Source organism: Nocardioides flavus (ex Wang et al. 2016), from assembly GCF_014653115.1.
Taxonomy (GTDB): domain Bacteria; phylum Actinomycetota; class Actinomycetes; order Propionibacteriales; family Nocardioidaceae; genus Nocardioides; species Nocardioides flavus.
Genome location: NZ_BNAD01000004.1, coordinates 41941 through 56399 on the forward strand (window position 1 = coordinate 41941; position 14459 = coordinate 56399).

11 protein-coding genes are annotated in these 14459 nt (G+C 68.8%); 1 reads left to right on the top strand and 10 read right to left on the bottom strand.

Going from position 1 to position 14459, the window contains the following annotated elements:
* Positions 1-2: 2 nt before the first annotated feature.
* The 10 genes from IE200_RS08860 to IE200_RS08905 form a co-directional block, all read right to left on the bottom strand.
* The gene (locus IE200_RS08860; RefSeq protein WP_191279126.1) at positions 3-1571 is read right to left on the bottom strand and encodes a hypothetical protein; all 1569 of its coding nucleotides are present in this window, start codon (positions 1569-1571) and stop codon (positions 3-5) included.
* Positions 1571-1990 carry a DUF2784 domain-containing protein gene (locus tag IE200_RS08865; protein WP_068324855.1) on the bottom strand — a complete coding sequence of 140 codons (420 nt, stop codon included), beginning with the start codon at positions 1988-1990 and terminating at the stop codon, positions 1571-1573. Before IE200_RS08865 ends, IE200_RS08860 begins: the two co-directional genes overlap by 1 nt.
* 748 nt (positions 1991-2738) lie before the next feature.
* On the bottom strand, positions 2739-3425 hold the full coding sequence (locus IE200_RS08870) for a universal stress protein (protein ID WP_068324856.1): 687 nt from the start codon (positions 3423-3425) through the stop codon (positions 2739-2741).
* 444 nt (positions 3426-3869) lie between these two features.
* Positions 3870-4196: a monovalent cation/H(+) antiporter subunit G gene (gene mnhG, locus IE200_RS08875; RefSeq protein ID WP_068324857.1), complete on the bottom strand. Its 327-nt coding sequence runs from the start codon at positions 4194-4196 to the stop codon at positions 3870-3872.
* Positions 4193-4465 carry a monovalent cation/H+ antiporter complex subunit F gene (locus IE200_RS08880; RefSeq protein WP_218005560.1) on the bottom strand — a complete coding sequence of 91 codons (273 nt, stop codon included), beginning with the start codon at positions 4463-4465 and terminating at the stop codon, positions 4193-4195. The genes mnhG and IE200_RS08880 overlap by 4 nt, the downstream gene beginning before the upstream one ends.
* 5 nt (positions 4466-4470) lie before the next feature.
* Positions 4471-4854 (bottom strand): Na+/H+ antiporter subunit E, encoded by a 384-nt coding sequence (locus IE200_RS08885; protein ID WP_082807516.1) that lies wholly within the window; start codon positions 4852-4854, stop codon positions 4471-4473.
* Entirely contained in the window at positions 4851-6425 is a 1575-nt protein-coding gene (locus tag IE200_RS08890) for a monovalent cation/H+ antiporter subunit D family protein (RefSeq protein WP_068324859.1), read from the bottom strand. The genes IE200_RS08885 and IE200_RS08890 overlap by 4 nt, the downstream gene beginning before the upstream one ends.
* Positions 6422-6778 carry a sodium:proton antiporter gene (locus tag IE200_RS08895; RefSeq protein ID WP_068324860.1) on the bottom strand — a complete coding sequence of 119 codons (357 nt, stop codon included), beginning with the start codon at positions 6776-6778 and terminating at the stop codon, positions 6422-6424. Before IE200_RS08895 ends, IE200_RS08890 begins: the two co-directional genes overlap by 4 nt.
* The gene (gene mbhE, locus IE200_RS08900) at positions 6775-9513 is read right to left on the bottom strand and encodes a hydrogen gas-evolving membrane-bound hydrogenase subunit E (RefSeq protein WP_068324861.1); all 2739 of its coding nucleotides are present in this window, start codon (positions 9511-9513) and stop codon (positions 6775-6777) included. Before mbhE ends, IE200_RS08895 begins: the two co-directional genes overlap by 4 nt.
* Positions 9514-9556: 43 nt before the next feature.
* Positions 9557-10645, bottom strand: coding sequence for a calcium/sodium antiporter (locus tag IE200_RS08905; protein WP_068324862.1), 1089 nt, complete (start codon positions 10643-10645; stop codon positions 9557-9559).
* Between the two features lie 905 nt (positions 10646-11550).
* On the opposite strand from IE200_RS08905, the gene mobF reads away from it, so the two are divergent.
* Positions 11551-14322, top strand: coding sequence for a MobF family relaxase (gene mobF / locus IE200_RS08910; protein WP_191279127.1), 2772 nt, complete (start codon positions 11551-11553; stop codon positions 14320-14322).
* Positions 14323-14459: the final 137 nt, after the last annotated feature.

Sequence of the window (14459 nt, forward strand, 5' to 3'; positions counted from 1 at the left end):
GCTCACCACTGGCTGCTGCCGCAGTTCGGAGCGTCGGCGAGTCGCCGTTCGACGTCGGCGCGGACCAGGACGTTGTACCCGCAGATCGTGGCGGCCGGCTCGTAGTGCTCCTCGATCATGGAGCGGAGTCGGCCGTCGTCATCGATGTCCCACGAGTTCACCCCGTTCAACACGACGAACCAGGTCGGCCGCGAGGGTCCGTCGAGCAGGCGCTCGAGGCGCTGCTGGTCCGGGTCGAGGGTCCGCATCGGCAGGCTCCAGAGGTAGGGGTAGGGAGTGGGCAGGTCGGCCGCCTCCACGACCTGCGAGTTCCCGTACGCGACCACCATCGTGTCGCCCTCCTCGGCGGAGTCGGCCACCCACCCGCCGATGAGCTGGGGGTACCACAGCCGCGGCGAGGCCTGGTAGGCGAGCGTGGTGGTGGCCACTGCCCCCAGCGACGCGACCGCCGCCCACAGCGCCAAGCCGCGCATCAGCCGCCGCCCGGCGCCACGGCCGGCGCTCACCAGACCCGCCGCGAGGCCCGCAGCGGGAGCCAACGCCTGCAGGTAGTCCAGCCAGTAGCTCCCCCCGACCACGATGCCGATCGCGCTCCACCCGAGCAGGGCGAGCAATGCCCACTGCTCGGCCGCGAGAGGGCGAGGCCGACGCAGCAACCCAACCAGCCAGGTCATCACGACAGGCACAGCCGCACTGGCCACGGCGGCGAGCACGAGGAGCCGAGCGCGCTCCATCGGTGCCGAGTGGTGGGACGCGGCCAGCACCTGTCCCGCCTCGACACGGAAGGCGATCACGTCCTCCCACATCACGTCCATCGCGACCCCCTTGAGGTGGGCCCACGCCGCCAGCGCTGCGACGACGACGACGGTGCCCGCACCGAAGCCGGCGGCCAGCGTGCCGAGCCGCGTCCGAGACCCCGGATGCCGCAGCGCCGAGACCGCGATCAGCACCCCGGCGAAGGCGAACGCGTCGACGAAGTTCTGCTTCGCCAACGGCGCAGCGGCAGCGAGCACACCGGCGACCAGCCCCCAGCCGACGGTCGTGCGGAGGTCACCGGCTCGCCAACCGTGCAGAATCGCGGCGATGCTACCCGTGACGAAGAGGAGCGCGAACATCACGCCGTCGGCCTGATCGGCCGCCAGCGCCGGGGAGCACATCAGAGCCGCCGTCACCACCGCTGCCCACCTCGCCGCGACCGGGCCGGCCAGCAGGCCGGCGGCGCGAGCGGTCGCCAGCACGATCGCCACGACCACCGGGATCGTGATGACCCGGATCGCCGCGTCGGTGTCCCACAGGGCCGCCAGGCGGAAGAACGCCATCAGCAACGGCGGCCGGTCGACGTGGAAGTCGCCGTAGATGAACTCGCCCTCGCCCGGCGCCCAGTGGCGCGCAGCATGCAGGTACCCACCCTCATCGGAACGAATCGGCTGGGCCACGAAGACCGAGCGAACCGCCACTACAGCCGCACAGGTCAGCCACAGGACACGCGTGGTGACGCGCTCGTCGTACGAACGACCGGGCCGATTCGCGGGACCGGGCGCTGCCGGGCGGTCCGCCAGCGCGGTGTCCATCACCCGGGCTCGGCTCCTGGTGAGCTCGCGCTCGCCGTCGCGGCTCGTTCGCCGGCACCCTGCTCCGCACGCCGTCGGAGCCGCAACACCACGTAGGCGTACGTCGCGAGGATGACCACCAGGTGGGTCGCGTACACGAAGGTCTGGGTGCCGTCGGGGAGCAGGATCCCGAAGACGTAGTGGTCGAGGAAGGAACCGGAGTACGGCGTGCCACCGGCGCGTTCGACCAGGTCCTTCTCGAGCACCGTCAGGGGACAGCTGCCCTGAGTGATGACGATGCCGACCCCCCACGACACCACGGCGAGGTGCGGGACGAACCACACCCGCGACACGAGGGCAAGCAGGGCGCCGAGCATCTGGAAGACCAGGAACGCCAGGTGCAGGAGGACGACGGCCCACGCCATCAGGGTCCAGGCCATCGCAGTACCCCTCTCGGCCCTCGCCCGCCAGTGACGCCAAGGATGACGGAGCCGCTCGCCGGGGCGGTCACATCCACCGCTGGCGGGGCGTCCGCGGTTTGGTCGCTACGACCATGCGTCGGACCGCACTGACGAGACGACCACCTGGAGAGGCGAACCAGGTTGGCCACGCCCCTTGGGTCCGACCGGAGACCTGAATCTTGAACATCATGGACGCCCCCCGAATCTCGGCGAGCCGTTCCTACGTCTCGCTGCGGATGGTCTCTCCCGTCCCTGGCGGGACCGGGCTCCGGGAGCCGTTGGCACCGTGTTGACGAAGCCCGCCACGGGGATACTCCCCATTGCACGAACCAGTATTCATGCTTTCGTCATCGTTTTCAAGGGTTCGGCACGGAAGGATTCGACCTGAGGACGACTCGAAACCAGGGGTTGAGGATGGTGCGGCGGAATACGGACTGCTGCAAAGGGGTGCGCCGTGGATCGGCTTGACGGTGCCGCCGTGCGACGACGCACTTGCCACCGCATCATCGGCGAAAGGCCTTCAATGACCACAGGGGCCGCGAGAGCACTGAGCGGCGCCAGAAGCCTGCCAGCGTATCGGGCGGCTTGTCGTGGGTCGGAGAAATCTCATCATGCCAGCGGGACGTCGCTGCACGGACAGATCAAGTCGAGAGACGCGCGCCGGCCTCGGGACGCAGCCCACGCGCCAATCCAGGGGGTCACCGGTCGCACCCCCATCCCAAGCGGCCTACCCCAAGCGACCTCGACGAGCACCCCCCGGCCGCTGCCGTTGCCAGCGGGCGCGGCCTGCCTGTGAGCGAGACTCGACCACCAGGACCGGCAGACGGGAGTGGCGAACCAACCACGACGAGACGCTGCCGAGCAGGCGTGTGGACAGTCCACGACCCCGGCGTCCCACCACGATCAGATCCATGCCCCGGTCCTCGGCAAACCACAGCAGGGCTTCACCAGGCGGACCGGCCAACACCGCGAAACCTACCTGGCCACCGACGCCGCGGACCCGTGCGGCTGACGACCTCAACCGATGCGTTGCGGCATCGATGTCTGCGTAGCTGGCATCCTCGGTCGCGTCGTGGCACACCACCTCCGCCAGCACGAGCAGTCCGAGATGAGACCCGAGGAGATCGTTCGCCCGGTCGAGAGCCGCTTGCGCCTCCACCGAGCCATCCAGACCGATTAGCACCCGGGGCCCGTCCGCGGCCTCAGCCTCCTGTCCGGGTGACGCCGGGCCCGGCACGACCAGACGGGGACGCCGTTCGACCCGCTCGAACGCGATCGGGACGAAGATCGGACCGAACGCCACCGCGATGACCGCCCACCTGGGGTCGTGTCCGCGACGAGCCATCCACAGCCCGACGGCGAGCCCGAAGAGCACCCAGCCCACGGCGACCATCAGAACTTCGTCTGTGCTCATGTCAGGTCCATCCCCGCCCAACACCAAGGACACGAGCAGACCACCGACGAGACCGGATCGCTCGCCAGCCGAGGACACGAAGGTCAACCATGCAGATCACCACCGTCGCAGTAGGCGCGGGCGCCGGCCGGGAACCGGATCAACGGGTCGAGCCGCCACCGGAGTGAAGCCCGAGCCGGGCACGTTCAACGCGTCAGGAGCGTCTCATCCAGCGATGGACCCCCCAAGCCCACATGCGACAACGTTATCACGAACTCTGGTTCGTTCAAAATCGTGCTCTCCGTCCTGGCCGCCGAAAGGACTCGGCTGTCGTACCCAACCTGACCCAGGTCAGCGATTGACGGCCAAGTCATCACGGCACTCCGCGAGCGTGGCTACGTCAGTTCCCGCGCTGGCCCACTCGCTCGTCGACCACCAACTCGCCCCTCACGGGCTGCACGACCTTCAGGGTGGAGATTCGAGCTCGTCCTGGGTGCTTGGTGTCCGAGGGGCTCTCGAGAGCCAGGCCGCCTCGGCGATGGCGATGCCGGCAATAGGCACGGTGAGCAGCTGTAGCACGATCGCGAGGCTGAGAGTGATCACCGAGGCCGGACTCGGGTCGAGGATCAGGACACCGAGCAACACACTGACCACGCCAAGTCCGGCGGCCTTCGCGGCCGCGTTGATTCGGGCGTATACGTCGGGCAGCCACAGCAGTCCTACCGCGGCGCTCGCGAACAGCGCGACGCCCACGAGCACCAGCACTCCAGCGGCCAGCTCCTGGGCACTCACGGCGAACGCCGATCGACCAGCCGCGCAAGCGCGACGGTGGTGAGAAATCCGGCCAGGGTTGCCACCATGACGAGGCTGTAGAGGGTCGGCTCGTCGAGTCGCGCCGCCAGGAGCGCCACGGCGGCGATGAGAACCGCGAAGCCAACGTCGGCCGCCAGTGCCCGGTCGGCGTCGGTGGGGCCGCGCACCATCCGCACCATGGCCGCGACGAGCGTGCCTGCGAGCACCAACAGCGCAAGGTCCAGCACCGAGCCCAGAGACGGCTCCACGTCACTCACCCTTCTTCCATTCCGTTGGGGGCCGTGCCGCCCCGCTCCAGCCGGCGGACGGCGTCAAGCAGCTCCGCCTCGAGCCGCGCCAGGTCTGCGCGAAATGCCGTCGTGTCGGAGGCGTGCATGCCGTGCACGATCAGCCGCGCGCGGTCAGGACTGAGGGAGACGGCCATAGTGCCGGGAGTCAGGGTGATCAAGCCCATGTAGGCGGCCACCTCTGCGTCGGTCCGGCACCGCAGCCGCACCTCGACCAGGGCCGGCGCGAGCCGGGGCCGGCCCGTCAGGATGGTCGCTGCGACCTGCACGTTGGCCTTCAGGTAGCGCCACCCGTAGACCACCACGAACAGAGCCATGCGGACAGGACGAGGAGCACGGGCCCCGGTCATGGCGAGGTCACCGCCTCGACATACGTTCCGACGTCGACCAGACCATCGGCCGCCCGCTCGCAGACAACGAGCAGCGGCTCCGCAGCGAGGCCGAGCGACACCGCCACCCCGGCCAGGACGACCGCGGGGGCCAGCAGCAGCGGCCGCGACGCGATCGCACCGGCCGGGGGCAGGATCGGACCAGAGCGCGACGGGACCACCATGATCGTTGCTTCGGTCGACGGGCCAGCACCCGGTCTCGTCACGGGCTGGGACTCGGGCTGGGGCTCGGGCTGGGTGAAGATGGCGTTCCACAACTTCAGCATCGAGACCAAGGTGAGCAGGCTGACGACCGCCACCGCTGCCACTGCGGCGTACTGGTGCTCGGCGACGGCTGCCTGCACGAGTTTCAGCTTGGCGACGAAGCCGGAGAGCGGCGGGACACCGACCAGTGCCAGTGCGGAGATCCCGAATGCCCCCGCGAGCACGGGTTCCGTGCGGCCGATTCCGCCCAAGAGACGCAGCTCGTCGGTGCCGTGGCGGACCTCGATGGCGCCGGCGCACATCAGTAGCGCTGCCTTGACCAGGACGTACTGGACGAGGAAGAAGATGCCGGCCGCCAACCCGGCGGTGGTGAACAACCCCAGGCCGAGCAGCATGTAGCCGATCTGGCTGACCATGTGAAAGGTCAACACAGATCGAACGGAGCGCTCCCCCAGTGCAGCGAGGACGCCGACCACCATGGTGAGCAGCCCGAGGACGAGGAAGATCCACAACCAGCGTCGGTCGCCGTCGAACACGACGGCATAGATCCGGAACAGCGCATAGACACCAACCTTGGTGAGAAGACCGGAGAAGAGTACGACCACGGCGGGGCCGGCTACGGCGTAGCTGCTCGGGAGCCAGCTGTGCAGGGGCACGATCGCGGCCTTGATCCCCAGGGCCAACAGCACCACTGCGGTCGCGAGCGCAGCCGCCGGGTTGCGGGCAGCACCTGCCAGCTCGCCGAGGTCGACGGTGCCTGTGACGCCGTAGAGCAGGCCGACGCCAGCCAGGAACAGGGTGGAGGCGAGCAGGTTGACGCTGACGTAGCGTTGTCCGGCCGCCAGCCGACGCCGCCCTCCGGATCGGATCAGGAGCACGTAGCTCGGAACCAGCATCACCTCGACGAACACGAACAACGAGAACAGGTCGCCGGTGAGCATCGCGCCGTACACACCGGTGGAGAGCACCAGGGCCAACGCGACGAAGTGGCCGTCGTCCTCGCCTGTCGCAGCCGCGAAAACGAGGCTCAGCAGCACCAGCAGCGACGTGACCGCCATCATGAGGGCGCCGAGGACATCGGCGACGAGCACGATCGCGATGCCGGACGGCCAGCCCCCGAGCCGCAGGGTCGCTATGTCCCCGTCGAGGGCGGAGGTCAGCAACACCATGGACGCCACCAGCACAACGACCGTGACGCCCCACCCGACCGCTCGAGCGATCCTTGGCGGGGCACCCGCCGAGCCCGCGCCGCGTCGGGACAGGAGCAGGACCATTCCGACGCCTGCCAAGGGAGCGAAGACCGGCAGCGCCAGCAGCATCGGGCTCATCGGCCCGCGCTCGGTTCGTCCGTCTCGTCCATGTCATCTGCTGCGCTCACGTCCGGGTCTTCGACGGACTCCGCGCGCAGGATCGCCAGCAGATAGACGCTGACCCCGAACGTGATCACCACGGCGGTCAGGACGAAGGCCTGGGGCAGCGGGTCCGCCAAGGCGGCGGGGTCCCCGGCACCATCGCCGACGAAGGGCGCCCGGCGGCGATCGAGACCACCCGACGCCAGCAACAGCACGTTGACGCCATGGCCCAGGAGCACGAATCCGAGGATCACGCGCAGGAGCCCGGGCTGTGCGAGGAACCACACCCCGCCGGCCACCAGCAGGCCGACGATGATCGCCGCGGTCACGGGTGCACCCTTGACGACTCGGGCCGGTGGGTGCGCGCCGCGAAGCGGTCGAGGGCGGCCGTCAGCATACCGAGGACCATGAGCATGACACCGATGTCGAACAGCAGTGCCGAGCCGACACCGACCGCGTCCAGTCCGGGCAGCTTGAACGGCGCCAGCACAGCCTCGCCCTTGGCGCTCGCCAGCAGTCCGGTGCCGAGGGAGACCAAGATCCCACTCCCGACTAGCAGCTCAGGTCGCGACCACCTCGGTAGCCGTCCGTGTGCGATCTGGTGGGTCGCGGCCGCGGCGCCTGCGACGAGGGCGGCGATGAATCCTCCGCCGGGGGCGTCGTGGCCGACGTAGAGCAGGTAGGCAGCCACCAGCGCCGCGCCCGGCACGACCAGCCGTGCGCTCACTTGGAGGAACACCGATGCGGCGGCGCTGAGATGGTCGGCGTCGGCGGGTGGCTCCGGGGTGTGATCATCTGCGGCGGTGGAGCCGAGCAGAGCGAGCAGCCCGAGCGCGACCGCGCCGAGAACGACTGCCTCGCCAAGGGTGTCCATCGCCCGGAAGTCCACCAGGATGGTGTTGACCACGTTGGTGCCTCCGGTCGCCGCCTCGGCGTTGTCGAGAAAGAACGACGAGGCGGTTGACGGACCTCGCCGCCCGGTCAGGGCGTACGTCGCCGATGCGGCGGCGAGCCCGCAGGCGAGCGCGAGCAGCACCGACCACGGCACTCGCGGCCCGTCCCCGGTGGGCAACCGCGCCGGCAGCCGACGCAGCACCCAGACCACGACGACGGCGGTCAACACCTCGACCAGCACGAGGGTCAGCGCGACGTCCGGCGCGCCAGCGGTCACGAACAGGGCCGCCATCAGCAAGCCGACGAACCCGAGCGCAGCAACGGCCGCGAGGGTGTCACGGGCGACCACGGCGGCCGCGACGCCGAGAGCGAACAAGCCGACCACCACCCAGTCACCCACCGTGTCGGCGGGTCGCACCGGCGGGAGGTTGCGCAGCGTCACGAATCCGACTGCCGCGAGAAAAACGACGCCACCAAGGGGCCGGACAAGGTGGCTCATCGTCCCGCCCGCGCGGTCCGGCTGCCCGACCCGGTATCCGAACGCAATCAGTCCGGCGTGGGCCCGGTCGAACGCTGCCCCGGCGTCGGGAACCACGACCCGGTCGAGCAGTCGGTCCACCTGGTGTCGACGCAGGAAGAGCATCAGCCCAGAGCTGAATGCGATGACGGACATGACGATCTCAGGACTGAGTCCGTGCCAGAACTGGAACGCCCCCAATGGCTCGCCAGGCACGACATCGGCGCCGGCTCGTGCCACGAGCGGGTTCAACAAGTCGATGCCGGCGCCCAGGACCAACCCGGCCAACGCCGCGATCGCCGCAGGGGCCAGGAACGCCGGCGACGGCTCGTAGAGGCCGGGTTGGTGAATGCTGCCGCCGAAAGCGCCGTAGACGATGCGCAGCCCGTAGGCCGTGGTCAGCGCCGATGCGGCGACTGCGATCGAGCCGGCGACCAGCCCCGCCGCTGGGGCGAAGTCGGCCTGGAAGATTCCTTGGAAGAGGTATTCCTTGCTCACGAAGCCGAGCATCGGCACGATGCCGGCCATCGAGAGTCCGGCCAGCGCTGTCATCGTCGCGGTCACCGGCATCACCCGCCACAGCCCGGACAGCTCCCGGATGTCGCGACTACCTGCCTCCTTGTCGATGATTCCGACGAGCATGAACAACGTCGCCTTGAACAGCGCGTGGGCGATGGTGTGGAGCATAGCGGCGGCAAGAGCGATCGGGGTGCCGACGCCGATGGCGGCAACCAGCAGCCCGAGCTGGCTGACGGTCGAGTGGGCGAGGATGGCCTTCAGATCGTGCTGGCGCAGGGCCATGAAGGCGCCCCACAACGCCGAGGTCAATCCGATCGAGACCAGGAGCGCCGACCATGCGGGCACGCCCGAGAAGATGGGCGAGACCAGCATCAGCAGGTACACACCGGCCTTGACCATCGTCGCCGCATGCAGGAAGGCGCTGACCGGGGTCATCGCCACCATCGCACCGGGTAGCCAGAAATGCAGCGGCACCTGGGCCGACTTGGTAAACGCGGCGAACGCGATCAGGGCGCCGATCGGCAATGCCAGCGGTGACGCGAGGATCACCTCGCGGTCGGCCAGGATGTCGCTGATTGCCGTGCTCCCGGTGACCACGGTGAGGAGCACCACGGCTACCAGCAGGGCCAGACCGCCGGCTGCGGTGATCAGCAGAGCCCGCCGGGCCGGCCGGGTGGCCCGGCCCCCGGCCAGCCCGAGCAGCAGGAAGGAACAGTAGGTGGTGGCCTCCCAGAACACGAAGAGGAGCACAACATCGGCGGCAAGCACCAGCCCCAGCATGGCGGCCGCGAACAGCGTGAGCAGTCCGTAGATGGCCCCATGGGGATCGTGCGAGCTCAAGTAGCGAGGGCAGTAGGCCATGATCAAGGCGCCTACGCCGAGCACCATCAACGCGAACAGCGACGAGAGTCCGTTGAGCCGCAGGGCGAACGAGACCCCCAACGACGGCAACCAGTCCATGGAGGTCTCGACCGTGCCCCCGTCAAGGATCTGCGGCACGTGGAACGCGATCAGGATCGCGACCCCCGCGAAACCAGCGGCGAACACGTAGCCGAGCTCCCGGCCCAAGCCCAAGCGGGCAAGGAGCGGAGCCAGGACGGCCAAGACCGTCAAGGCGCTCAGGGCGAGCAGCACGTCGGCCTCCTCGGGTCGTGACGCTCGTCGGACATCCGGAGCCTCAGGACGGCGCCAGCGGCTCGCGAGCCGCGCGACGCCGACCAATCTCGTAGGCCCCGAGGACGACCAAGGTGATCGCGACCAACGGCAAGGTGAACCAGATCATCACGGCCGTGAAGCCCCCGAGCGCGTCGTGCTCGGTGGCTGCCAGCACCACGTAAGCGGTGAACGCGGCGTACAACCCGACGAACAGCGCGCCCTCCCAACGGGCGATAGCCATCCCGGTGAAAGCCACGGGCAGCAGCGCGACCGCTGCGGCGATCATGAGCGGGATGTCGAGGGCCACGGCCGCGTCTGCGACCGGTACCCCGTCATCGGCCACCAAGGCGGCGACGCCCAGCACAGCAGCGATGTTGAAGATGTTGCTGCCGACGATGTTGCCGACCGCCAGGTCGCGCTCACCGCGTCGAACAGCAATGAGGGACGTCGCCAGCTCAGGGAGCGAGGTACCTACCGCAACCACCGTGAGCCCGACCACCAGGCCACTCACCCCAAACCCCTCAGCGATGCCGACCGCACCCTCGACCAGCAGCTGCGCTCCGACGACCAACAGCGCCACCCCGCCGAGCACCGCCAGGAGGAGCAGCCACACCGGTCGTTCCTTCTCGCCCACTGTTGACTCGCGGACATACGGCGCACTGCGTCGCCCCACAACGACCGACACCGCGGTGTAGACGACTATCACCGTGACCAGAAAGAACCCGTCAGCAAGGCTCAGGCGGCCGTCCAGCGACAGCAGCAACAAGCACATTGACACCCCGACCATCACCGGCACGTCCAGACGAATCAACTGTGCGCGCACCGTCAACGGTAGGAGCAGCGCGGAGGCACCCAGGATCAGTAGGACGTTCACGATGTTGCTGCCCACAACGTTGCCGACCGCCAGGTCGGGTTGCCCTTCCAAGACCGCGCCGACAGTGACGGCCATCTCTGGCGACGACGTGGAGAAGGCCACCACCGTCAACCCGATGACCAGCGAGGAGAGGCCGACACGAGCCGCGAGATCCGATGCCCCCCTCACCAGAAGCTCACCGCCACCGACCAAGATGACCAGCCCGATCGCCACAAGAGCGACGTCGACTGCGCTCACAGGCTGAGAGCAAGACTCTGAGCGCGCCCGGCCGCTGATAGGCAATGGCGGTCCGCGATCAGCGGCGCGGCAAGCTCTGTCCGGGTGCCGATGAGTACTGCCATCCTCGCAGGCAACTGGCGCTGCCTGACTGGCCGGATCGAAAAGGACATCGACACTGCTCCTGACGGTCTCGTAAGGTCCTCCCGACGTCGATCGGTCGAGGCGGAAAACTGGGGCGGAGATGCAGGCCGGAATGATGATGGCACAGTGTTGAACTCACTTCCAATGCGTAGCAAATCACGCGAATCCTACCGCGCATGTCAAATGGACGTGAGCCAAGTTGCAATCCACGCCACCGCGTCGCCCGGGTCAATCGACCACTCGTAGCCCAGCCATCCTCGCCTCGAGGTACGTCGACCAACGCGGCGCTGCCGGCGTCGCATACCCACGCATGGAATGACCGCAGCGGGAACCGTATGCGGCGAGCCCTGTTGACCCTGAGTGGCGATGACGGGTTCGTCCCGTTAGCCCTGTCCGGAGGCGTCCCCGGGACGGGGGCGTCGCGCGGAACATGCAGCAGCGAGAATGCGAGGCCCACCTCTTGGGTCCGCCGCCGGAAATGCGGACTTCCGGTACTGAACGGTCGAGCCGAACCTCGTCGATGAGATGGAGTACGCAGCCGAGTAGCGAACCCTCGAGCCCGACGTCTCCAGTCAGACTCGTTACCGCTTCATTTCCAACCTCATTGTCATGCGATGACGAAGAGTGACGAGTCCAAGATCCGCTCCCCCTGGACGCCTCCGAAGACCTTCAATACTGAGCGGCACGCATGCTACGAAGGTTCGTAGATCGGTCCGCCCCTCGGGGCGGGCCGAGCGTCATTTCGAGGCTAGGTGACGAGTGCTGACGGGAGGTGACGAGGGATGCGCGGTGGGGTGAAGTTCTACCGCGGATCGGCGTCCGCCGCGCGCTCCTACGTCGAGGCCGACCGTTCCCGAGTCGACGACTACTACCTCGCAGAGGGCACAGGGGTGGCCGAGCGGTACGTCGCCGCGACTTCGCTGGTAGAGGGGGGACGCGGTGTTACCGCAGTTCAGGGCGGGGGGACGCTCGACGGTGACGCCTACGAACGGTGGGTCGCCGGCTACGACGTCGAGACAGGCGCAGCGAGGGGTCGGCTGCGCGACGACGCGCGTGCGTTGCGGTTCGTCGAGGTCGTCGTGAACGGGCCGAAGTCCTGGTCGCTCGCCGCGGCACTCCACCCCGAGATTGCGATGGCGTACGACGCGGCAATGGACCGCGCGACGGGTGAGGTCATCGGGTGGATGGGCGAGCACGCCACCACCCGCGTCGGGCCACGTGGGCGGCAGGTGCAGGTCCCGGTGGAGAAGCTCGAGGCAGCTGTCGTGCGGCACTACACCTCGCGTGCAGGTGACCCGCACCGTCACCTGCACGTGCAGATCAACGCTCGCGTGTTCGCGTCCGGGGCGTGGCGTGGTCTGCACTCGGTCGGTGTGGTGGACAGCATCGAGGCGCTCAACGGGATCGGGCACGCGGCGGTGATGTGCGACCCGGAGTTCCGGACGGCTCTCGCTGCGCGTGGGTACACGCTGGACAACGACGGCGAGATCGAGCAGCTCGCGCCGTACGTCGGACGGTTCAGCCAGCGCGCCGCGCAGATCGGTCGCAACGTCGACCGCTACGAGGCCGCTTGGCGGGCCGAGCACCCCGTCCAAGAGCCGGGTCCGCGACTGCGCCAGACGTGGGACCGCTGTGCGTGGGCCGACGCGCGACCGGACAAGGTCGTGCCCCGCAGCGGCGCCGACCTCGTCGCGGCGTGGAACACCGAGCTGCACGACCTTGGCTTCACCCCGCCCACCGCTTCCGCGACCGAACCAGGGCTACAGATCGGGCGGATCAACCGCGACGCCGCCGCCGATCTCGTGCTCACCCGGCTCGGGTCCAAGCGGTCGGCGTGGAACGCACCCGACATCCGTGGCGAGGTCGAACGACTGATCGCCTCCGTCGGCGTCGTCGCCGACCGTGCGGTCCGGCACGAGCTGGTCGAAGACATCGCCGAGCGCGCCCAAACACGATGCGTGCCATTGCTGGAACGCGACGACGCCCCCGAGCATGTCCGGAGCCTGACGTCCGAGCGGGTCCTTGCGGTTGAGGCCGACCTTGTCGACAGCATCGACGAGCGCGCAGCGCAGCCAGCCACCGTCGCCGTCGGACTCCGGGGCATCGACCACCTCGACCCCGCACAACAGCACGTCGTCGCCGCCCTGGCCAGCGACACCAGTCTGATCGTCATCGAGGGCGCCGCCGGCACCGGGAAGACCACCACGCTGGCCGCAGCACGCGACGTACTCGACGCGTACGACCGTCGACTCGTGGTCGTCACCCCCACCCTCAAGGCCGCTCAGGCGGCGCAGGATCAGGTCGGTGCCGACGCGTTCTCCGCAGCCTGGATGGTCCACCAGCACGGGTACCGGTGGGATGAGGACGGCCGCTGGACGCGAGTCGACACTGGCCCGGACGCCGTACCCGAGCTTCGTAATGCGCTGCGTGCGCGGTTGTCTCCCGGTGACGTGCTGCTCGTCGACGAGGCTGGGATGCTGGACCAGGACACCGCTCGCGCACTGTTCGCGATCGCCGACCGAGCACACGCCAGGGTGGCGCTTCTTGGTGACCGCCACCAGCTCCCAGCTGTTGGGCGTGGCGGCGTCCTCGACCTCGCAATAAGGTGGGTGTCACCCGCAGCCCACCTGGAGCTCGAGTCGGTCCACCGGTTCACCGACCCCGCATACGCCGACCTTTCGCTTCTCATGCGCACCGGCGAGCGCTCTGGTGAAGTTTTCGACGACCTTCTGGAGCGAGGCCAGATCGTCCTCCACGCCAGCGAGGTCGAACGCACCGCAGCCCTGGCCGACATTGGCGCCGACCGTGCCAATGTCAGTAGCGGTGATGGTGACCGACTCGTTATCGCTGACACCCGCGACCAAGTGAGTGCCCTGAACGCAGCCATCCGCGACCGGCGGCACGACTCTGACGCACGATTTGGTGAGCCATCTGGTGAGCGGGCTGGGGACAGCGCTGGCGAGCCTGTCACGCGTCGTGGTGAGCGGATCGGTCTCGGCGACCGAGTCGCGACCCGACGCAACGACCGCGACCTCGAGGTCGCCAACCGCGACACCTGGACCGTCGCCGGTGTCGGTGAGGACGGCAGCCTCTTGGTGGTCGGTCGCGCCGGGCAGCGCGCGCTTCCCGCCGAGTACGTCCGCAAGCACGTCGAGCTGGCGTTCACCACCACTGCCTACGGGGCTCAGGGCGAGACCGTCGACTCGGCACACTTCGCCCTCGGTGAGACCACCGGCGCGGCGTCGGCGTACGTCGCTATGACCCGGGGCCGTCACAACAACGTCGCCCACCTCGTCGCCGCGACGATCGACGACGCCCGCAGCCAGTGGGTTGAGGTCTTCAGCCGTGACCGTGCCGACCTCGGACCCGCCCACGCCGCCCAGAGGGCCGCGGAAAACATCGACCGGTATGGACCGAACACGCCCCCACCCGCAACCACACCGGCGCCCTCACCCGCGGCCGCACTGCAGGCTGCGGCACTGCGCGACGGGCCGCGGCGCCCAACCCCGCCGGTCCCATCCACCGTGCCGCCGTCCCGCGGGATCGGTCGCTGACCCGGTTCCCCCAGGGTGATCGCTCAAGGGACCAGCGACGACATAGGTGACTACGGAGACGCCGACCTCGACACGGATGACCATCGCATGACCAACGGATGGCCAGCAGATGTCCGATCCGCACAGCAGGCCGTTGC

Coding starts and splice junctions, on each gene's coding strand:
- IE200_RS08860 (WP_191279126.1), bottom strand. CDS start 1,571: ATGGACACCGCGCTGGCGGACCGCCCGGCAGCGCCCGGTCCCGCGAAT.
- IE200_RS08885 (WP_082807516.1), bottom strand. CDS start 4,854: ATGACCGGGGCCCGTGCTCCTCGTCCTGTCCGCATGGCTCTGTTCGTG.
- mobF (WP_191279127.1), top strand. CDS start 11,551: ATGCGCGGTGGGGTGAAGTTCTACCGCGGATCGGCGTCCGCCGCGCGC.
- IE200_RS08865 (WP_068324855.1), bottom strand. CDS start 1,990: ATGGCCTGGACCCTGATGGCGTGGGCCGTCGTCCTCCTGCACCTGGCG.
- IE200_RS08870 (WP_068324856.1), bottom strand. CDS start 3,425: ATGAGCACAGACGAAGTTCTGATGGTCGCCGTGGGCTGGGTGCTCTTC.
- IE200_RS08890 (WP_068324859.1), bottom strand. CDS start 6,425: ATGAGCCCGATGCTGCTGGCGCTGCCGGTCTTCGCTCCCTTGGCAGGC.